Below are 18,699 nucleotides of genomic sequence, written 5' to 3'. Positions count from 1 at the left end.
CCGCGCCCTCTGTTTCGTTTGGCTGAATTATAATGGTATTCTGCCGCAAACTACGGAGATCAGCAAAGATGGCGTATTGGTTATTTAAAACAGAACCGTCTGAGTGCAGTATCGATGACTTTGCCCGCGCGCCGCATACGCCGGTGGTGTGGGAAGGGGTGCGCAATTATCAGGCGCGCAATATGCTGCGTGATAACGTAAAAGAACATGACTTGGTGTTTATTTATCACTCCAGCTGCAAACATATTGGCATCGCCGGTATCGCTAAAGTGGTACGCGAGGCATACCCGGATCCCAGCCAATTTGACAGCAACAGTGCTTATTTCGACGCTAAATCTACGGCGGATACACCGCGTTGGGTAGCCGTAGACCTGGTATTTGTCGAAAAACTGCCGGCGCTGTTGCCACTGGACAAACTTAAAAGCTCGACTAAGCTCAATGAGCTGCCTTTAGTACAAAAAGGCAGCAGACTTTCTGTTATGCCGGTAACCGAAACCCAGTGGCAAGTAGTATTGGCGCTGAGTTAACCGGCAAACCGATTGCGCCTGAAACCTGTTATCCCTGATGGTTGGAGCCTGTTATGACAAACGAAAGGCGCCAGATGGATAAGGATATACACTTTTTCTGGGACGATCTTAATCTGGCACAAAAATTTTCCGTCGCTGAACTGCAACGGTTCGGCTACGATTTGTTATTTGTTCGTCACATTTCCAATGGCAGCATTGCTGTGTTGGCGGCCGGCGCCAAAATGGCCGCCATAGATATGGAAGGTCAAATCGATATAGAGCCTGCCGTCGTGCTAAGGCACTGACAAATACCTACAGACTACTGACTTTGGCCGGCGGTTCGCCGGCCAAAGTCACTGCTACGCTACAAAGCTGCAGATAAGACATCAAGCTGTTGTTTTGCCACAACGGCGTTAACCGGCTGTGCTTTTTCATCATCAACTCAATCTGCGCCGGCTCTATGCCTTTTTGTCGCCGTAATTGGCTGTTCAGCACCTGTTGCGGTGTCACCGGTCGGCCGCAACACTCTTTTACCACCAGCGGTAAGTTTTGACACAGCAGGCGCACAGCTTCCAGCTCGGCCTTATTCAGTACAGACGAGGCCTCTGACTGCGGCAACTGCATCTCCAACATAGACTTTTGCTGCTCCGCCAACTGGAATGCTGCCTGCTGTAGCTTTAATAACTCCTGCTCCCGCAAGCGCAACTTCATTTGCAGCGCTTTGTTGGTTTTGCCAATTTGTTCCATCTGCCACAGGATGTACAACATGGCTACTACGATTAAGCCGATCAACAACATCCAGATCATGCTGTGTATATTCCTTTCTTGTTATCCGGAACACAACAACCGTAGCGCCATGTCCTATTTTGTTGCCTTATCTAACGTCTGCTGTTGCGCAATATAAGCCCGTACTTGTTGCTCCAGTACCGCTAACGGCAAACTGCCGTTGCCCAGCACCACATCGTGGAATTCACGAATATTAAAACGCTCACCCAGCGCCTGCTCAGCTTCGGCTCTTAAACGCTTAATGGTGATCTCGCCCAGCTTGTAAGACAACGCCTGGGCCGGCCAACTGATATAACGGTCAATTTCAGTGGTCACATTGTGCATCGACAACGCGGTATTAGCCGCAAGAAAATCTATCGCCTGCTGCCGGCTCCAGCCCATACTGTGCATGCCGGTGTCGACCACCAAACGTGCGGCGCGCCACATCTCATAAGTTAAGCGACCAAAATTACTGTACGGCTGTTGATAAAATCCCATTTCCAGACCTAAATATTCCGCATACAGGCCCCAGCCCTCGCCAAATGCCGAGGTATAGAAGCTGCGCCGGTAATCCGGCAGCTCACTGTGCTCGCGTGATAACGAAATTTGTAAATGGTGGCCAGGCACTGCCTCATGCAGGGTTAATGCTTCCATTTCATACAGCGGGCGCCGGTCCAGCGCGTAGGTGTTTACCCAATAAAACCCGGCCTGATCATCACGTGAAGCGCCGGAATAGCGGCCGGTGGTATATTTCGGCGCAATTTCTGCCGGCACCGGCACCACGCCATAGGGCGTGCGCGGCAAGGTTTTAAACAGTTTAGGCAGCTCTGCATCTGCCTTTTTCGATAAGTAAGCCGCATAGCGCATCAGCTCGTCCGGCGTTTTGGCATAAAACTGCGCATCGGTACGTAAAAACTGCACAAAGTCAGCAAAACTGCCGGTAAAACCCAGCTCGTCGATCACCTGCTGCATTTCTGCGCGGATACGCTTTACTTCGTTCAGGCCGATATCATGCACCTGCTGCGGCGTCAGCGCTAAGGTGGTGTAATGTTCCAGCCGGTTTTGGTACCAGGCTGCACCGTTGGGTAGCTCACTGGCAGCGATGCTGTCACGGGCGCCGGGTAGATACTGTTGTAGCATAAAGTCATAAAATGCCTGATACGCCGGGTTTACCGCGGTGCGAATTTGCGTTGCCGCCTGCGTACTCAGTTGCTGCCAATCTGCATCGCTGATAAAGGCCGGCTGGCGTAAAAACGGCCGGTAAAACACGCTTTGTGTCGGGTCGGCTACCACGTAAGAAATAATGCTTTGTTCAAAGCCTTTAAGCACCGCCTTGGGTTGGGTTATACCGCTGGCCAGGCCCTGCCGCATCCAATCCGTTTGCTGTTGCATATAGCGCGGAATCGCCGCCAGCTTTTGTATATAGTGGCGATAATCTTCTGCGCTGCGAAGCACACTGCGCTGCAGCAAAAAGCCCAGGTTAGTATGAAAGCCGGACTCTGCCGTTAACGGCATCAAATGCGCACCAAAGCGGTACTCATCAATAGCATCAGCCAAGCGATATTGCAAAATAGCGTAGTTAATGCGGTTTTGCTCCGACAGTGCGTTTACATCCAGTTGCTGTAACTTAGTCTGCCAACCCAGCCGCTGTTGTTGGCGCCTCTCCAATGCCGCGGCAGACATATCCTGCAACTCTCCGGGCCCTGCTTCAGCCAGCTGTTGTTCTGCTTGCCACAGCTGTTGCGCCAGTTCGGTAAAGTTCTGGTCGGCGTTGTGCCGGCTCAACGCGCAGCCGGATAACAGCAGCGCAAAAGCCAGGTTAATCAGCAATGTTTGTGTTGTGCGTGTGCTTTTCATTTTGGTTCTTTCCACGGTTAAACCTCAGTCGATTGTAACCGCTTTGCAAACAGAGTACAGCAGACTTAACCGGCCAACCTGGTCGTTGATCTTGTTTTTTTTCCAGTGCGCTTTCGCCCCCATATCAGCCGTGGTGCTGATAAAGCAAACGTTCTGCCGGCATTTTCGCCGCTTTAGCCGGCTACCGATACAGAGCTGTTGCCAGTAATAAATATTCGCGTAGTATGGCGTTGTCTATACAGCTTAACATCATGCCGACAGCAGCCTTGCTGCCCGGTAAGCGGAGTTATAAGTGGTCTTATGAAGTATCAGGATTCACTGCAACAAGCCGGCGAAAAAGCGCTGAAGGTAAAAGCGTTTTTACAACGTCTTGCACTGGCTGCTCACCCGGTCAACTATGCCGTTTGCTATGAATATGTCAGCGGCCACAACGTGGCGTTGTGTCAAACCATTGAGCAAAAACTGCAGGCAAAAGTACCGCTGGACGATTTTGTGATGGCGGATTTATACAGCCGCTTTCTAACGCCGGCCAATATGCAACAAGAGCAGCTACTGCACGATGCCGCGAGCATGGTCAGCCGCATGGCTGGTTACAGCGATGTCGCCGCTGAGCAATTAGAAGATTACCTGCAGCAATTAGATCACAGCACAGCACAGCTAAAACACTGCACCATACATGGCGAGCCCGCTTTGCCGGCCCTGGAGCAATTACAGCAGCTCACTACCGGGTTTCGCCTGAGCCAACAGCAGCTTTTACAACAGTTACAGCAAACTCACCAGCAAAGCCATCAACTACGACATGAGCTGGAACAGTTAAAACAACAACGCTTACTCGACCCGCTTACCGGTTTATATAACCGGCAGGCCATGCAAAACCAACTGGATATCTGGTTTAGTGAGCAACCACAACGGCGCATTGCCGCTATTGCGGTTGATTTAGACCATTTCAGCAACTTTAACCACGAATATGGCCATGCTATCGGCGACGTGATTCTGTCCAAAGTGGCGCGAAAAATCAGCAGTTACGTACAAAGCAGTGGTTTACCGGTACGCTCCGGTGGCGAAGAGTTTTTAATCCTGCTGCCCGACGTTGACCTGCGCAGCGCCGGCGAAATTGCCGAACAAGTGCGCCGCGGCGTAGAAAAACTGCGCTTTGTGTCGTCCCGCAGCAAAAAAACCTTACCTAAAGTGACCATTTCGCTTGGCGTATCACTGTATCAGCACAGCGAAAACTGGTATCAGTTTCTTGGCCGTACCGCCGAGGTATTGCAGCTGGCCAAGCAACTGGGGCGCAATCAGGTAACCAGTGAAGCCATGCTGACAAGCTAAACGCAGTAAAAGCCAACAGATAAGTTGGCGACTGCGCCGTTATCTTTTACACTAGCCGCATTTATTTGCCTACAGGCTAGTTGCATGACAGAGCAGAACAACAATACTACCCACTTTGGTTTTAAAACTATCGACGCAAAGCAAAAAGTGTCGATGGTGGCAGATGTATTTCACTCTGTTGCCGCCAGATATGATCTGATGAACGATCTGATGTCGCTGGGCATTCACCGCTTGTGGAAACGCTTTACTATCGACTGCAGCGGCGTACGGCCCGGCCATCAGGTGCTTGATCTGGCCGGCGGCACCGGCGATATCACGGCATTGTTTTCCAAACGGGTTGGGCCAACCGGTAAAGTAGTGCTGGCCGATATCAACGCCTCTATGCTGAACGTGGGCCGCGACAAACTGCGTGACTCAGGCTTGGTCAACAATATTGAGTACGTGCAGGCTAATGCCGAGGCGCTGCCGTTTGCTGATAACAGCTTTGACATTATCAGCATTGGCTTTGGCCTGCGTAATGTCACCGATAAAGACGCCGCCCTGCGCTCGATGTTTCGCGTGTTAAAACCGGGCGGCCGCTTATTGGTACTGGAGTTCTCCAAACCGGAACAACAGTGGCTGAGCAAAGTGTACGATCTGTATTCCTTTAAGCTGCTACCGGCCATGGGCCAGCTGGTGGCGAACGACAAAGAAAGTTATCAGTATCTGGCCGAGTCTATCCGCATGCATCCGGATCAAGAGACGTTAAAAGCCATGATGCAGGACGCCGGTTTTGCCGAAGTCAGTTATCATAACCTGACCGGAGGCATAGTAGCGCTGCACAGAGGTTATAAATTCTGATGTTGCCGCTGCTGCCTCAGCTGCTATGTGCCGTGGCAGAAAAAACGCTGGCGCGCCTGATCGCTATGGACCCCCAGGCCGCCTCCGGTTTGGCGCGGTTGCAGGGCAAGCAGCTATCTTTTCGCATCCGCGAATGGCCGCTGACATTGGTAATAAGCGCCACTGCCGACAGTATCTTGTTCAACCAGCATGACGACAGCGTCGACTGCGCCATTCAAACCGATCTGGCCAGCCTGCGATTGCTGCGCGAGCCAGCCCAGCTAACCCGGTTGATCAAAGCCGACGCATTGCAAATAGACGGCGATATTCAGGTAGCGCAGCAATACAGCCATTTTTTCCAACAGCTGGATCCGGATTGGCAACAAAGCTTGTCCGGTTATGTTGGCGATGCCGCCGCACATAAAATTGCCCTCAGCCTGCGCCAGTTGCAACAGTACCTGACCAGCAAAGGTAGCGCCTTGCAGCAGCTGGGCACCGAACTGGCCCAGGACGAGCTGAAGCTAAGCCCCACCCCTGTTGAAATGGCACAGTTTAGTACGCAAGTCAGTCAGTTAGCAGCACAAGTCGATGTGCTGCTGCAACGCTGGCAACAGCTTCAGGAGTTATAGTGCGTATCAGCCGCTTTTATCACATTCAGAAAACCTTGCTGCAGTATGGCCTGGACGAACTCATTCCGCCGCAGTGGCAGCCCTGGTATGGCAAAGTATTGCGCCACAGCCTGTTCTGGCTGCGTAACCGCCACAAGGATAAAACCGTAGGCGAGCGCCTGCGGCTGGCCTTACAAAGCCTGGGCCCGGTTTGGGTGAAGTTCGGCCAGATGCTATCTACCAGACGCGACTTATTCCCTGCCCATTTGGCCGATGAATTAGCCAAACTACAGGACAAAGTACCGCCGTTTGATGGCAAGCTGGCACAGCAGCTGATTGAACAAGCACTGGAATTGGACAGCATTGATCAGTTGTTTGTCGGTTTTGAACAAACGGCGCTGGCCTCTGCCTCTATTGCCCAGGTACATACAGCACAATTACCGCTGGCCGATGGCAGTTTGGCGGATGTGGTGATTAAGGTGATCCGGCCCGATATAGCACGGCAAATCCTCGCTGATTTAGCCTTGATGGAAACCCTGGCCGATGCAGCCGCGCGCTTTTTGCCGGACGGCAAACGGCTGCGACCACGTGAAGTGGTGCAAGAATATCGCAAAACCATTCTCGATGAGCTGGATTTACAACGCGAGGCCGCTAACGCCATTCAGCTGCGACGCAATTTTGAAGGCTCAGACTCATTGTATATTCCGTTTGTTTACAGCGATTACAGCCGCAGCAATGTGATGGTGATGGAGCGTATTTACGGCATTCCGGTGTCCGATATTGCCGCACTGCAAGCTCAGGGCACCGATATGGAGCTGCTGGCCAAACGGGGCGTCGAAGTGTTTTTTACCCAGGTATTTCGCGACAGTTTTTTTCATGCCGATATGCACCCGGGTAATATCTTCGTCTCGCGTGAAACCCCGGCCAACCCGAAGTACATCGGCATCGACTGTGGTATTGTCGGCACGCTGAACGCCGAAGATAAACGTTATCTGGCGGAGAATTTTGTCGCCTTTTTTAACCGTGATTATAAAAAAGTGGCGCAATTGCATGTCGACTCCGGCTGGGTGCCGGCGCATACCAAGGTTGAAGAGTTCGAAAGTGCTATCCGCACCGTTTGTGAGCCGATTTTCCAGAAACCACTGGCTGAGATTTCGTTTGGCAATGTATTGCTGAACCTGTTCAGCACCGCCAGACGGTTTGATATGCAGGTGCAGCCACAACTGGTGTTGCTGCAAAAAACCCTGCTGTACATTGAAGGCCTGGGCCGGCAGTTGTATCCGCAGTTGGATTTATGGAAAACGGCGAAACCCTTCCTGGAAAACTGGGTCAAACAGCAGGTAGGTTTACCGGCCGTATGGCGCCAGGTAAAAGAAAATTTACCGTTTTGGGCCGAAAAGTTGCCGCAAATGCCTAATCTGCTGCATCAGTATCTGGAACAAGGGCCGAAACAACAACGCCGGTTATTACTGCAGTTGCAGCAATTAACCCAGCAACAGCAACAGGCGAAAGCACAAATAGTTGCGGCAACTTTTGCTGCCGCCGGCCTGATCAGTGCTAGTATAGTGTTCATTCATGGCAGTCAACTTATTGCTGCCGCCTTGCTGTTGTTCAGTGTGGCCTGTGGCATTAAAGCTGCAGGAAAATAACCGGATTGTCACAATAAAGACATACAGTAGCAGCGGCGATTACGCCGTCATTTAGTATTCAATGAGGATAAACCATGTTCGGTAATATCAGTATTTGGCAGTTACTTATTGTGTTAGCCATTATCGTGCTGCTGTTCGGCACGAAAAAGCTACGCGGCATAGGCTCAGATCTTGGCTCAGCTATCAAAGGCTTTCGCAGCTCAGTCAAAGATGATACAGACAAAGACAGCGACGAACCTCCGGCGCAGTTATCTGAACAAGCCAAAACTGACGCCGATAAAGCCGCGGCCACGCACACCGCACCAAAAGATAAAGTGTAAGTTATGGGCTTCTGGGAGCTGGTCATTATTGGCGTAGTCGCCCTGTTAGTGCTGGGGCCTGAACGGCTGCCCGGTGCCATCCGTTCGGTGCATAAAACTGTACGCAGTGTGAAGCAATTCGGCCAGCAAATGCAGGCCGAGCTGAATTCTGATCTGCGCGCACATGAGCTGCACCAGAAACTGAAAGATGCAGAAGCTAAGGGTTTGCTTAATCTGACAGCGCAGGAACAAGCAGCACTGGATGAATTAAAGCAAGCCGCAGCCGATGTAAATGCACCTTTATCCACTAGCAGTAACGAAAAAAAGCATGAGTCTTAACGCCAGCCCCGACAGCCTGCTCGGGCACTTAATTGAGTTGCGTAATCGCTTACTACGCTGCGTAGTTGCGGTAATCATCGTATTTGCCGCCTTGGCCTCTTTTGCCCAGGAGCTTTACCATCTGCTGGCTCAGCCGCTGATGGCAGTATTGCCGGAAAACAGCAGCATGATAGCCACCGACGTTGCAGCACCGTTTTTCGCCCCCTTTAAACTGACCTTTATTGTCGCTATCTGTCTGGCCATTCCTTATGTGCTGTACCAGGTTTGGCAGTTTGTTGCCCCGGCGTTGTACAAACGCGAAAAACGCCTGATGGCGCCCCTGGTGATCAGCAGCACACTGCTGTTCTACAGCGGTATAGCCTTTGCTTACTTTGTGGTATTCCCGATTATTTTCGGCTTTTTTACCAGTGTGGCGCCCGAAGGCGTTACCGTTGCCACCGATATCAGCAACTATCTGGATTTTGTCCTCAAGCTGTTTTTTGCCTTTGGTTTATCGTTTGAAATTCCGGTCGCTATCCTGTTAATGGTTTGGACCGGAGTCACCACCCGCGATGCGCTGGCAGAAAAACGGCCTTATATCGTGGTCGGCGCTTTTGTTCTTGGCATGCTGTTAACACCACCGGATGTGCTGTCACAAACCTTGTTAGCAGTACCCATGTGGTTATTATTTGAACTGGGCTTAATGTTAAGCCGGTTTTACCAACCCCGTTCGACAGAAGAAACAGAAAAACAGGAAGAACAGTTATGAAGCGTTTTTTAGCCAGTTGCATTATTATTGCCATTCTGCCGCTAAGTGCCGGTGCTGCCATCCCGCTTGATCAAGCGCTGGAGCTATGTCGCGCCGAGCAAAATGCACTGCGCCGCCTTACCTGCTACGACGCCATTGCGGCCACCGAAGCTTCCCCCACAGCGGTAACCGGCACAACGGCAAGTGCTGAGCCGACCGCAGTACAGACACCGGCAGCTACACCGGCAAGGTCAGCGTCAAAGGCCGCCAAAGCTGAAGCAAGCACTACAGCGCCCGGTGAAAGCGACTTTGGTATGGAGCACCGTAAATCAGCTGAAGACGCACCGGAGCAAATTTATCTGCAGGTCAAAAGCGTACAGTATAGTCCGCGCAAAGAACTGATAGTTGAGTTTGATAACGGTCAGGTATGGCGTCAAAACGGCACTGATTACTACAAAATTGCCGTCGGGGAGCAGCACTATGTTAAACGTGGTGTATTGAATTCATTCTTCCTTGGCAACGACAACAATAACCGCACTATCCGCGTACGGCGCGAAAAATGATTTGGTGTGATATCGGTGTCAATTTGTTCAGCAACCAGTTCAAGCAGGATCGCGCTGCGGTAGTTGAACGGGCAGCGCAGGCGGGTATCGGCCAGTTGCTGTTAATTGGCAGCGATATTGACGAGAGCAGACAAAACATTATTTTTTGCCGCCAACACAGCGGCTGCTTCAGTAGCGCCGGCGTACATCCGCATCAGGCGGCTAAGGTTCAGCAAGACTGGCTGCTGCAGTTGTCCGCGTTGCTCAACGAAGATGAAGTGGTTGCCATTGGCGAGTGTGGGCTGGATTTTAACCGCGACTTTTCGCCGCGACCACAGCAACAAGCTGTGTTCGCAGAACAGTTACAGCTGGCCGGCCGCACCAATAAGCCGGTATATTTGCACGAGCGTGATGCCTTTGATACCCAGTTGGCGATGCTGCACGAACAGCCGCCGACGAAAGGTGTGGCGCATTGTTTTACCGGCAATACGACACAGTTAAAAGCCTGGCTCGACTTAGGCCTGTATATCGGCATTACCGGCTGGCTGTGCGACGAGCGTCGTGGCACGGCGCTGCGTGAGGCGGTGACGTATATTCCGCCCGATCGCCTGCTGCTGGAAACAGATGCACCCTATTTACTACCGCGTAATTTACACCCCAAGCCTGCCAGCCGGCGCAACGAGCCGGCCTTTTTGCCTGCCATCGCCGCCATGGTGGCGCAATTGCAACAAACCGATATTGCCTTACTGGCAGAGCAACAGTGGCAAAACTGCCAGCGTTTGTTTAGCACCCGGCCTGATAACCTGCTGCAAAGGAGCCTGAGCCATGGCTGATATATTGCCCTACTTTTTAGCGGGAATAGTGGCTGGCGCGGCGTTAACCGGTATAGCTGCTGCTATTAAACTGCTGCGCTGGCAAAAAACCGCTGCTGAATTGGAAAGCCAGCTGCGCTCACACAGTTTTGAGCTGCAAATTACGCTGGATGAGCTGGCAGAAAAGAATCTGCAGTTGGAACAGCAAAGCCTGACCGACGCCTTATCCGGCGTGTATAACCGTGCTTATTTCGACCGCCAGATGCGCGCAGAATTAAAACGCAGCCGGCGTGAATTACGCACTTTGGCTTTGGTACTGCTGGATATTGACCATTTTAAGCGGCTGAATGACAACTTCGGCCATCTGGTCGGCGATCAGGCCATTACCGCCGTGGCGCAGCTGATAAAACAACAGTTAAAACGCCCGGCAGATAAGTTATGCCGCTACGGTGGTGAAGAATTTGCTTTAATTTTACCCAATACCGGCGCGGAAGGCGCGTTACAGTTGGCAGAGCAGATCCGCCGGCAACTGGCTGCATCACCGCTGCTATGTAATCAGCAAGCCGTGACTATTACCCTCAGCGCCGGCTGTTACGCCGCCGTACCGGGTCCGGACAGCGACAACGACGAATATATTGGCTTTGCCGACAAAGCCCTTTACCGCGCCAAAGCAGCTGGTCGCAACCAGGTGCAAAGCTATCCACCGATCACTGTACCGCAGCGGCCGGAAGCAGTTACAGGAGATGTAAATGAACACTAACCGTTTTTTTCCCGCCAGCCGGTTACGCCGTATGCGCGAACACGATTTCAGCCGCCGCTTAATGGCAGAACATCAGCTGACGGTGAATGACTTAATTTACCCGATGTTTATTATCGAAGGTGATAGCAAGCGCGAAGCCATCGCCTCTATGCCGGGCATTGAACGCCTTAGTCTGGATTTATTATTAGCCGAAGCCAAAGAGCTGGTCGCCCTGGGTATTCCCGCCATTGCGCTGTTTCCGGTCACCGCCAGTGACAAAAAATCACTGCAGGCAGAAGAGGCTTGGAATCCGGATGCCTTAGCCCAACGCGCTGTTCGGCTGCTAAAACAACATCTGCCTGAACTTGGCATTATAACGGATGTAGCACTGGACCCGTTTACCACTCATGGCCAAGACGGCATTATTGACGATAACGGCTATGTATTAAATGACATCACTACTGCTGCACTGGTAAAGCAAGCATTGTCGCATGCGGCTGCCGGCGCCGATGTCGTCGCCCCTTCCGATATGATGGACGGTCGTATTGGCGCTATCCGCGAAGCGTTGGAAGAGGCCGGCTTTGTTAACACCCGTATTATGGCGTATTCGGCCAAGTATGCATCAAGCTACTATGGTCCGTTTCGCGATGCGGTAGGTTCGGCCGGCAATTTAAAAGGCGGCAATAAAAAAACCTACCAGATGGACCCGGCCAACAGCAATGAGGCGCTGCATGAAGTGGCACAAGATCTGGAAGAAGGCGCTGACATGGTAATGGTTAAACCCGGCATGCCATATTTAGATATAGTGCGGCGGGTAAAAGATGAATTCGGTGTGCCGACTTTTGCTTACCAGGTCAGCGGCGAATACGCGATGCATATGGCGGCGATTCAAAATGGTTGGCTGGCTGAGCAGCCGGTAATTATGGAATCCTTACTGGCTTTTAAACGCGCCGGTGCCGATGGCATTTTGACTTACTTTGCGAAAAAAGCGGCAATCTGGTTGCAGCAGCGTTAATCTGCCGGGCGCGAAATATGCAGCTGCGCCAGCAAAGGTAAATGATCCGACGCGACTTTCACCAACTGCGAGCTGGGAATTTCAATGGCGGTAACGGTGACTGCATGGCTGACAAAAATGTGATCAATACGCGCTGCTGCAAACCGGCTGGGAAAGGTGCCTCCGGGCCGGTGTTGCGCCACTGCTGTTTGCACATCCTGTAATTGAGCGCCAAGACGGCGACATACCGCTGAGGTTGGCTGCGCATTTAAATCACCACAAAATATCACCGGCGCCTTACAATCCGGGTGCGCCAACCAGTCTTGTCCCAACAAACAATTAATTTGTGCCAGCCGCTCACGACTATTTAACCCCAAATGGGTATTAATAATATGCACCTCCTGACCATGAAATTGCACTGCCGCCCAGATCGCGCCGCGCGGTTCCAGCTTCGGTTTGTCCGCCAGCCCGGGTAAAGGGCCCGCTTTAACTAACCGCAGCGGCAAATGGGTTAAAATGGCGTCGCCGTAGCGCTCCTCTTCCATATGCATCGCCGGATGAAAATGAAACTCCATTTCCAGATAGCGGGCTATCAGTTGAGCCTGATCCAGCCCCAAACTGCGGTCACGGCCCACATCCAGCTCTTGCAGCGCAACGACATCCGGATTGGCCAGCGCAATGACTCTGGCAATACGCTCTGCATCCACTTTACCATCCAAGCCTATGCAGCTATGCACGTTGTAGGTCATTACCCGTAAACTATCTGTTTTTGCTGCAGAGCGCCCGGCATACCTTGCTGCCGCCTGCCGCGGCGAACGTCCCAGATGCTGCAATGCCGCCTGATATAAATCGTACGGACGGATATAACTTTTGTCACCGGATGGCAAGGTTACGTCAGCTGGCAGCAGCGCAAAACCATTGGTTTCTTCCGGGGTGGCACCGGCATGGGCGCCGTTTTCAGCAGCAAAGGACAGTGGCGTAACGCCTTTGCGCCAGCCCATGACAACCAAATCGCCGGCATCGGCATGCTGACACAAGCGCAACAGGTCTTCACTGAGGCTATCCAGAAACGGATGCTCAGCACCAAATAACTGCGCAGCATCTTGCGGCAAATAAAAGTCGCCTTCATCGGTAGTTGCACGCAGCCGGTCTTCCGCTTCAACCTTCAGCACAATTGGCACTTTATGCTTAACTGCCAGCTCAGTGGCAACATATTGCAGCTCCGGCTCCGACAACGGCTGCACAGTATAGATATGGCCGACCGGTCCAAGAGCGGCAACCTGCAGCGAAGTAGCTGTGCCACTGTCATCACTGCGTTCCACCGCAAATAAGCGTTGTATCCGCTTACCACCAAGTAACCTGACACGCTGAGTCTGAATACCACCGGCTACCGGTTGCCGGGCGCTGACCGGCAGGGTTGTTAAGCTGTCAAAACATTGCTCTACCGCCTGCTGCAACGGGTAACCGAGTAATTGAGTATATTGGCTGACTTTTGCCTGGCCATGATCAGAATGGATCCATACTTCGTAATTACGCCACTCAGAGCGATGAGCGGCCCGCCACAGCCGGGCAATGCTGTCGTCAATGCCTTTCAGCGTCCAGTGCGCAAAACGCGATGAGGGCCCGCGACGATGTGACTGCTCGTCGTAACCGAGAAAATTAATATGCACTACCGGCATGCCACGGCTAAGGTCAATTTTACCGCCGATAACGCATAGCTCCCGCAGCACTATAGAAATAGCCACCCGGGTTGGCACGAATTTCAGTTCGCTGAGAAAATCATGCCCCTTTAATAAGCCACGGAAGAAATCGCGCAGCGCCAGCCCGACTTCAAGACAAAACAGGCCGAGAATACGTAGTACGCTGTAAAAATTGGTCACAATCAGCACCAGCAGCACCAGCGGATTGGCACTGCGCAGCGCCGGCCCCCAACCCAGAGCCGACGCACAAAAGTGCGACTCAGCAGCACCACCGGTGTACATATCGGCATAGGCACTGCCGTCTTTTAACAGCGCAGCCTTCGTTTGCCCGGCTAACCGCTGCTCTACCTGTGCCGCGATATCGGGTTCCAGCATCCGCACCACCCGGCCGCAGCGGTGATCACAAAAAGAAAACGCCGGTACCGCCCCGGAAATGCCGTAAAACAGCTCAGCCTGTACGGCTGGCGTAGTTGCCGGCAGGCCTGAGTACTGCGCTTGTAATTTGTAATGCTCGCGCTTAAGCAAACGGCGTAAAAAGGGCATTTCGCCGCGGTCCAGCGCCCGCTGTAACTCAATCTGCGACAAACCGTCTATTTGCAGCATAATCAACCCGGGCCGAACAGCAGACCCTTTCGATACCGGCAACTGCAACAACCGGGCCAGCCAGCGGCTGCGACTAACTGCACGCCGCAACCAGCGCAACCATACTGAAACACGGATAATCATACCCCTCCCGCTTCATTCCATGGCATTCACACCGGCAGCACGATATTACTCTTCGCTGCCGGCAAATAAGGTGCTGCCGACAGCGGCAGTACCTGCTACCGCAACGCTGCGCAGAATATCCCATTCCGCTTTAACCCAGGCCAGCACATCTTCCCAGTCACGCTCCGTCCCCGTGCCGGCTGGCTGGCTATCCAGCAAAATGCGAAAACACTGCAGGGCTTTAGCGGCCGAACGCGGCATGGAAAAAGCTTCAGCTGTCGCCCCGGCATGCTGTCGTAACGCCTGCAGTTGTTGCGCCGGAGCATCAATCAACTGTCGCAGCGCCGCGCTGAACGCCAGCGGGGTGTTGTCATACAGCAACAAGCCATTATCACCATGTTTTACCACTTCGCGCACGCCGGGCGCATCCAACGCCACCACCGGTAAGCCGGCAGCCATGGCTTCTGTCAGCACCATGCCCTGGGTTTCACTGCCTGAGGCAAAAGCAAATATATCCATCGCATGCAGCGCATCGGTTAACTGTTGTTGCTGCAAAATACCGGCCATATGCAATCTGTCAGTGACACCTGCCTGAGCAAATATAGCCCGTATCGCTTGCTCAGACGGGCCGGCGCCCACCACCAGAAAGTGCACGCCGGCGCGCTCAACTGCGACATTTGCCACGGCGTGTGCGAGAAACTCAAGGTTTTTCTCCGGTGCCAACCGTCCCATGTGGCCAATCACAAAGGCATCTGCCGGAATAGCCAACTGCCGGCGCACTGCACTACCCTCTCCGTGCGCAAAACGCTCCGGGTAAACCCCGGTTGGGATCACCTCAACCGGGGTGACAACGCCGCGCTGCGACAGCAGTTCAGCAATGCTTTGGCTGGGTGCAATAACCTGGTCGCATAAATTGGCATACCGGGTAGCTAGTTCAATGGCAAAGCGCTGCATGGTAGCCGAATCTCCCGGCACGTAATGCGTATACTGCTCATACAAAGTGTGGTGGGTAAACACCAACGGCAGTTGACGGTAACGCGCGGTGCGCAGTGCCGTCATCCCCAGCAGAAAGGGGTGCTGTGAATGAATAATGTCCGGCGCAAACGCATCCAGTATCTCACTAAGCTGATCATGGATCGGCAGGGCCACTGAGAAATCACTGGCATTGAAATTCTGGATCGCCGCAATACGCACCACATCGGTTTCATGCTGCGGCATGTCGGCAAACTCAGGTGCGACCACCAGCACCTTGTGGCCCAGCTTGCGATACTCAGCCACAAAGGCTTCAACCGAACGGGCAACCCCACCAACATGCGGGGTAAAGGTATTGGTGAAGATGGCAATATTCATAGCTTATGTCTCCAGTCTGTTTAAGGTGACAGAGCCCTGAGCAGCTTGTGCAGTAACCGCCTGATATCCCGGCAAGGCAATGTCCAACGCAGGGGGAGTGTCGTTATGCCAGTCTGCTTGCCAGTTCACCACAACACCATGTTCTGCATCAGTGATGATCTCGATACTGATACTGCCAAAGCTGGTTGGCGCCGGGCCAAACTGTATCGGGGTACGTTGCGCCAACCAGCGCTGCGGCACGCCGCTACCTAATACCAGGCGCTGGCCTTCCTCGCGCACAAAACAGTTTCTTAGCATCAGCAACCATTCTGCAGCTGCCCAGACGTGATGGCCATCGCCCATGCAACCGCCGCCGGTAGCCGGATGAATAGCCTCCGGCCACTGTCCGGTGGGCGACGCCAACGCGGCTACTGCGTCCATCAGCGTCAGATAGCGCGGGTCCTGCGCCCGCAGCAACACCTGTGCCACATGCAGCGTTAAATAGGCATTTAGGCCCGAATGGATCATGTCCTGATAAAAAGCGTCTTTAACAAAGCAGCGCTGCAGTAGAAACTCCACCGTATCCAGCAGCCGTGGATCGTCCTGCGCCCACAACTGCGTTGGATAACCGGCTGCCAGCGAGCCAATAGCGCCGGCATCCAGCCGCCGGTAGGGCGAAGCCGGCATACCGGGCCGCTTTAAGCGCGCAGCACAATGGGCCAGACTGTTATCTATCGCTGTACTAAAACTGCCGGCAGCATCGGCAAACTCCTGCTGCCGGTGCAAATCTGTGGCACCGAACAAGGCTGCAGCCGCTTCTAAACCGGCGACACCCCAAAAATCATCCCAGTAGTAATAATCATTCGGGCCAAGGTGCTCAGCGCTGAAGCCCGGCGGCAGCAAGCCGGCATGCGGCGCATCCAACTTATCTGACAGCCGTTTACGGATAATCCAACGGGCACCGCTCTGCACCGGACCTTGCCAGTCTGCCGGCAGTTGCCGGCCGGTCATGTCGAAATAGCGTTTGAGGATCCACAATACTTCACCGTTGGCATCCCACTCCCCTTCCTGTGAGCGAAAATAACCCAGTAACGTCTGCCGCGGCGGAAACTGATTCAGTGCCCGTTCGGCGCGTTCAGTCAGGCCGGCACAGAGCAAAGCATGAATAATAAAAGCCGCATCACGGAACCAAAAACGTTTATAGGTATAAGGACCAGGATAAACATCTTCCGGTGAGTGCAAAATGAGCGATGTAATGGCGGCTTCATATAAAAACTGATAGTGCTTATCAGGGCAAATCAGCTTGCAGGTTTTCTGTTGCTCCTGCGGCCAGGCGTCCGCTTGCAACTGTGCATTGCGCTCCGCCAGCAACGGCACCGAAACCTCCAGTTCCTGCCATTCATCAGCCGGCAGTGCAAACAGTGCTGCCGCAGTCACCATACCGACATCACATACACCTTCGGTCTGGTCCTGCGCATCGTTCAGATGAATATAGACATCGCCGCGGTGATAGGTAGAAACATGATGCCGCTGGGCCGCACGGCTGAACTGCACCCTTTTATTGTCATCCACCTGCCAACCAGTGTGCTGTGCATTGAGCTTTACGTGATGAATAAAGCTAACCCCTTCCGGGTTTTGCGGCCGCAGCGCCAGGATCAGATGACCTTCGCGGTCTGACTTTGCCCGTAATCGTAGCTTGCACACCGCGATGCCGTCTTCCAGCTCGACCGACGCCTGGCTTATCAGTGTCATACCCTGCAGCGAGGTTTCTGTACGGATGCTGACATTACCGGCCACGCATTGTTGCTGCTGGCACTGCAGTGCTCTGGAGGGTAGCAGACACTCACCCTGCTGCGGCATGATCCACGCATCCAGCGACCAGCCGTCCAAAAACGGCGTTAGCAAGCCTCTGGGATCGACTATCGGTAACTCCGCGCAGTCCGGTAAGCCAATCGCCGTCCAGTTGCGGTGCGTCAGATTAATATGGGTAATGGAAAATGCCCGCGGAATAAATGAGGCGTCGTAAGGGTCAAATTGCCGCTCAATCCAATACGGCCATACCCAGTCCAAATTATGCTGGATTACCCGGCTGTTAATCAGGCCGCGGGCATGAAACACCACTCCGGCGCGCAACAGCTCGATCGGTTCACCCACTTCTGACGGCTGGGCAAAGTTATGCAACCGTGCCAGTAACGCTATCGGGTCAATAAAGCCATGTTTGTGTGCGACATAACGCACCACATAGCGCCAGGGCAGCCATTTTAACCATGTCATTGCTCAGGCTCCTTATCGGTGTTTTGCCCGGTGTACCGGGCCAGCGCCCGGCTGGCCAGACGATTAAGATAGACAATGATTGCCACCGCTGCGATCAGGCCGCCGGCATATAAGCCCCATTCCCACCCTGAGCGCTGACCTGAGGTCAGATCAAAACTGGAGATATCAGCAATTAAAGAACCAAGATAGACGTTGTGCACACTGAACGGAATAAAACCCAGTAGCGAACCGGCCAGATAGCCGCGCAACGAGAACTGGGTTAAGCCAAAAAAATAGTTGGAAAGTTTGCCGGGGAAGAACGGGATCAACCGGGTTAACAGCACGATTTTCCAACCATTTGGCGTCAGCTCATCATTTACCAGGCGTAACTTCGCCCGGGCCAGCACAAACTCTCTGGCGCGCTGGCCGAAACAATAGCGGGCCAGTAAAAAGGCTACCCCTGCCCCTGCTGTTGTACCCAACACCACATAAACAGAACCTGGTATAACACCAAATACAAAACCGGCCCCCAGCGTAAACAAGGCGCCGGGCAGCAGTAACACTACAACAGCTGCCATTATCAGCATAAACAGCAATGGTGCCCAGGGCCCCATTTGTTTAAACCATTCCAGTAACTGCAACACGTATTCGTGCACATCAAAATACACCAGTACCGCCAGCAAGACGGCGACAAACAGCAGGCTGCCGGCCATGCTCAGTAGCATAG

General features: G+C 53.2%; 19 protein-coding genes. 13 read left to right on the top strand and 6 right to left on the bottom strand.

Annotated elements, in window-relative coordinates:
* The first annotated feature begins 68 nt into the window (after window positions 1-68).
* Window positions 69-527, top strand: coding sequence for an EVE domain-containing protein (locus tag ACTZWV_RS00480; RefSeq protein ID WP_444784644.1), 459 nt, complete (start codon window positions 69-71; stop codon window positions 525-527).
* A gap of 53 nt (window positions 528-580) precedes the next feature.
* Window positions 581-811, top strand: a complete 231-nt coding sequence (locus ACTZWV_RS00475) for a hypothetical protein (RefSeq protein ID WP_173501979.1) — start codon at window positions 581-583, stop codon at window positions 809-811.
* Window positions 812-818: 7 nt separating this feature from the next.
* Here the strand turns inward: ACTZWV_RS00475 and ACTZWV_RS00470 are convergent, their stop codons facing one another.
* Together ACTZWV_RS00470 and ACTZWV_RS00465 are read right to left on the bottom strand one after the other, a co-directional pair.
* Window positions 819-1,313 carry a hypothetical protein gene (locus ACTZWV_RS00470; protein ID WP_444784643.1) on the bottom strand — a complete coding sequence of 165 codons (495 nt, stop codon included), beginning with the start codon at window positions 1,311-1,313 and terminating at the stop codon, window positions 819-821.
* A 54-nt stretch (window positions 1,314-1,367) separates the two neighbouring features.
* Window positions 1,368-3,128, bottom strand: a complete 1,761-nt coding sequence (locus ACTZWV_RS00465) for a DUF885 domain-containing protein (RefSeq protein WP_444784642.1) — start codon at window positions 3,126-3,128, stop codon at window positions 1,368-1,370.
* A 300-nt stretch (window positions 3,129-3,428) separates the two neighbouring features.
* Between ACTZWV_RS00465 and ACTZWV_RS00460 the strand changes: the two genes are divergently transcribed.
* The 11 genes from ACTZWV_RS00460 (at window position 3,429) to hemB (ending at window position 12,006) form a co-directional block, all read left to right on the top strand.
* Window positions 3,429-4,457, top strand: a complete 1,029-nt coding sequence (locus ACTZWV_RS00460; protein ID WP_444784641.1) for a GGDEF domain-containing protein — start codon at window positions 3,429-3,431, stop codon at window positions 4,455-4,457.
* Between the two features lie 84 nt (window positions 4,458-4,541).
* Window positions 4,542-5,297: a bifunctional demethylmenaquinone methyltransferase/2-methoxy-6-polyprenyl-1,4-benzoquinol methylase UbiE gene (ubiE, locus tag ACTZWV_RS00455; RefSeq protein ID WP_444784640.1), complete on the top strand. Its 756-nt coding sequence runs from the start codon at window positions 4,542-4,544 to the stop codon at window positions 5,295-5,297.
* Window positions 5,297-5,905 carry a ubiquinone biosynthesis accessory factor UbiJ gene (locus ACTZWV_RS00450; protein WP_444784639.1) on the top strand — a complete coding sequence of 203 codons (609 nt, stop codon included), beginning with the start codon at window positions 5,297-5,299 and terminating at the stop codon, window positions 5,903-5,905. Before ubiE ends, ACTZWV_RS00450 begins: the two co-directional genes overlap by 1 nt.
* Window positions 5,905-7,533 (top strand): ubiquinone biosynthesis regulatory protein kinase UbiB, encoded by a 1,629-nt coding sequence (gene ubiB, locus ACTZWV_RS00445; protein ID WP_444784638.1) that lies wholly within the window; start codon window positions 5,905-5,907, stop codon window positions 7,531-7,533. The genes ACTZWV_RS00450 and ubiB overlap by 1 nt, the downstream gene beginning before the upstream one ends.
* A gap of 74 nt (window positions 7,534-7,607) precedes the next feature.
* Complete coding sequence (tatA, locus tag ACTZWV_RS00440; protein ID WP_444784637.1) at window positions 7,608-7,853, top strand: twin-arginine translocase TatA/TatE family subunit; 246 nt, start codon at window positions 7,608-7,610, stop codon at window positions 7,851-7,853.
* A gap of 3 nt (window positions 7,854-7,856) precedes the next feature.
* Window positions 7,857-8,171 carry a Sec-independent protein translocase protein TatB gene (gene tatB / locus ACTZWV_RS00435; RefSeq protein WP_444784636.1) on the top strand — a complete coding sequence of 105 codons (315 nt, stop codon included), beginning with the start codon at window positions 7,857-7,859 and terminating at the stop codon, window positions 8,169-8,171.
* Window positions 8,161-8,919, top strand: a complete 759-nt coding sequence (tatC, locus tag ACTZWV_RS00430) for a twin-arginine translocase subunit TatC (RefSeq protein WP_444784635.1) — start codon at window positions 8,161-8,163, stop codon at window positions 8,917-8,919. Before tatB ends, tatC begins: the two co-directional genes overlap by 11 nt.
* Entirely contained in the window at window positions 8,916-9,461 is a 546-nt protein-coding gene (locus tag ACTZWV_RS00425; protein ID WP_444784634.1) for a hypothetical protein, read from the top strand. The genes tatC and ACTZWV_RS00425 overlap by 4 nt, the downstream gene beginning before the upstream one ends.
* Window positions 9,458-10,273 (top strand): TatD family hydrolase, encoded by an 816-nt coding sequence (locus ACTZWV_RS00420; protein ID WP_444784633.1) that lies wholly within the window; start codon window positions 9,458-9,460, stop codon window positions 10,271-10,273. The genes ACTZWV_RS00425 and ACTZWV_RS00420 overlap by 4 nt, the downstream gene beginning before the upstream one ends.
* A complete protein-coding gene (locus ACTZWV_RS00415; RefSeq protein ID WP_444784632.1) occupies window positions 10,266-11,012 on the top strand; it encodes a GGDEF domain-containing protein in 747 nt (248 codons plus the stop codon). Before ACTZWV_RS00420 ends, ACTZWV_RS00415 begins: the two co-directional genes overlap by 8 nt.
* Window positions 11,002-12,006, top strand: a complete 1,005-nt coding sequence (gene hemB / locus ACTZWV_RS00410) for a porphobilinogen synthase (protein ID WP_444784631.1) — start codon at window positions 11,002-11,004, stop codon at window positions 12,004-12,006. Before ACTZWV_RS00415 ends, hemB begins: the two co-directional genes overlap by 11 nt.
* Here the strand turns inward: hemB and ACTZWV_RS00405 are convergent.
* The 4 genes from ACTZWV_RS00405 to ACTZWV_RS00390 are packed head-to-tail and all read right to left on the bottom strand — an operon-like array spanning window position 12,003 to window position 18,697.
* The gene (locus tag ACTZWV_RS00405; protein ID WP_444784630.1) at window positions 12,003-14,411 is read right to left on the bottom strand and encodes an endonuclease/exonuclease/phosphatase family protein; all 2,409 of its coding nucleotides are present in this window, start codon (window positions 14,409-14,411) and stop codon (window positions 12,003-12,005) included. The two genes, hemB and ACTZWV_RS00405, sit on opposite strands and share 4 nt — an antisense overlap.
* 45 nt (window positions 14,412-14,456) lie before the next feature.
* Window positions 14,457-15,740 carry a glycosyltransferase gene (locus ACTZWV_RS00400; protein WP_444784629.1) on the bottom strand — a complete coding sequence of 428 codons (1,284 nt, stop codon included), beginning with the start codon at window positions 15,738-15,740 and terminating at the stop codon, window positions 14,457-14,459.
* Between the two features lie 3 nt (window positions 15,741-15,743).
* Window positions 15,744-17,993, bottom strand: coding sequence for a hypothetical protein (locus tag ACTZWV_RS00395; RefSeq protein ID WP_444784628.1), 2,250 nt, complete (start codon window positions 17,991-17,993; stop codon window positions 15,744-15,746).
* Complete coding sequence (locus ACTZWV_RS00390; RefSeq protein WP_444784627.1) at window positions 17,990-18,697, bottom strand: TVP38/TMEM64 family protein; 708 nt, start codon at window positions 18,695-18,697, stop codon at window positions 17,990-17,992. Before ACTZWV_RS00390 ends, ACTZWV_RS00395 begins: the two co-directional genes overlap by 4 nt.
* Between the last annotated feature and the right edge of the window lie 2 nt (window positions 18,698-18,699).

The sequence above is a fragment of the Rheinheimera sp. NSM genome (genome assembly GCF_052380015.1).
Taxonomy (GTDB): Bacteria; Pseudomonadota; Gammaproteobacteria; order Enterobacterales; family Alteromonadaceae; genus Alishewanella.
The sequence above is the reverse complement of the archived record's forward strand: the minus strand, read 5'-3'. Positions and strand labels throughout refer to the sequence as shown.

What these genes read in the sequence shown, in the direction of transcription:
- ACTZWV_RS00480 (WP_444784644.1), top strand. Translation starts at nt 69, where the DNA reads ATGGCGTATTGGTTATTTAAAACAGAACCGTCTGAGTGCAGTATCGAT.
- ACTZWV_RS00475 (WP_173501979.1), top strand. Translation starts at nt 581, where the DNA reads ATGACAAACGAAAGGCGCCAGATGGATAAGGATATACACTTTTTCTGG.
- ACTZWV_RS00470 (WP_444784643.1), bottom strand. Translation starts at nt 1,313, where the DNA reads ATGATCTGGATGTTGTTGATCGGCTTAATCGTAGTAGCCATGTTGTAC.
- ACTZWV_RS00465 (WP_444784642.1), bottom strand. Translation starts at nt 3,128, where the DNA reads ATGAAAAGCACACGCACAACACAAACATTGCTGATTAACCTGGCTTTT.
- ACTZWV_RS00460 (WP_444784641.1), top strand. Translation starts at nt 3,429, where the DNA reads ATGAAGTATCAGGATTCACTGCAACAAGCCGGCGAAAAAGCGCTGAAG.
- ubiE (WP_444784640.1), top strand. Translation starts at nt 4,542, where the DNA reads ATGACAGAGCAGAACAACAATACTACCCACTTTGGTTTTAAAACTATC.
- ACTZWV_RS00450 (WP_444784639.1), top strand. Translation starts at nt 5,297, where the DNA reads ATGTTGCCGCTGCTGCCTCAGCTGCTATGTGCCGTGGCAGAAAAAACG.
- tatA (WP_444784637.1), top strand. Translation starts at nt 7,608, where the DNA reads ATGTTCGGTAATATCAGTATTTGGCAGTTACTTATTGTGTTAGCCATT.
- tatB (WP_444784636.1), top strand. Translation starts at nt 7,857, where the DNA reads ATGGGCTTCTGGGAGCTGGTCATTATTGGCGTAGTCGCCCTGTTAGTG.
- tatC (WP_444784635.1), top strand. Translation starts at nt 8,161, where the DNA reads ATGAGTCTTAACGCCAGCCCCGACAGCCTGCTCGGGCACTTAATTGAG.
- ACTZWV_RS00425 (WP_444784634.1), top strand. Translation starts at nt 8,916, where the DNA reads ATGAAGCGTTTTTTAGCCAGTTGCATTATTATTGCCATTCTGCCGCTA.
- ACTZWV_RS00420 (WP_444784633.1), top strand. Translation starts at nt 9,458, where the DNA reads ATGATTTGGTGTGATATCGGTGTCAATTTGTTCAGCAACCAGTTCAAG.
- ACTZWV_RS00415 (WP_444784632.1), top strand. Translation starts at nt 10,266, where the DNA reads ATGGCTGATATATTGCCCTACTTTTTAGCGGGAATAGTGGCTGGCGCG.
- hemB (WP_444784631.1), top strand. Translation starts at nt 11,002, where the DNA reads ATGAACACTAACCGTTTTTTTCCCGCCAGCCGGTTACGCCGTATGCGC.
- ACTZWV_RS00405 (WP_444784630.1), bottom strand. Translation starts at nt 14,411, where the DNA reads ATGATTATCCGTGTTTCAGTATGGTTGCGCTGGTTGCGGCGTGCAGTT.
- ACTZWV_RS00400 (WP_444784629.1), bottom strand. Translation starts at nt 15,740, where the DNA reads ATGAATATTGCCATCTTCACCAATACCTTTACCCCGCATGTTGGTGGG.
- ACTZWV_RS00395 (WP_444784628.1), bottom strand. Translation starts at nt 17,993, where the DNA reads ATGACATGGTTAAAATGGCTGCCCTGGCGCTATGTGGTGCGTTATGTC.
- ACTZWV_RS00390 (WP_444784627.1), bottom strand. Translation starts at nt 18,697, where the DNA reads ATGCTACTGAGCATGGCCGGCAGCCTGCTGTTTGTCGCCGTCTTGCTG.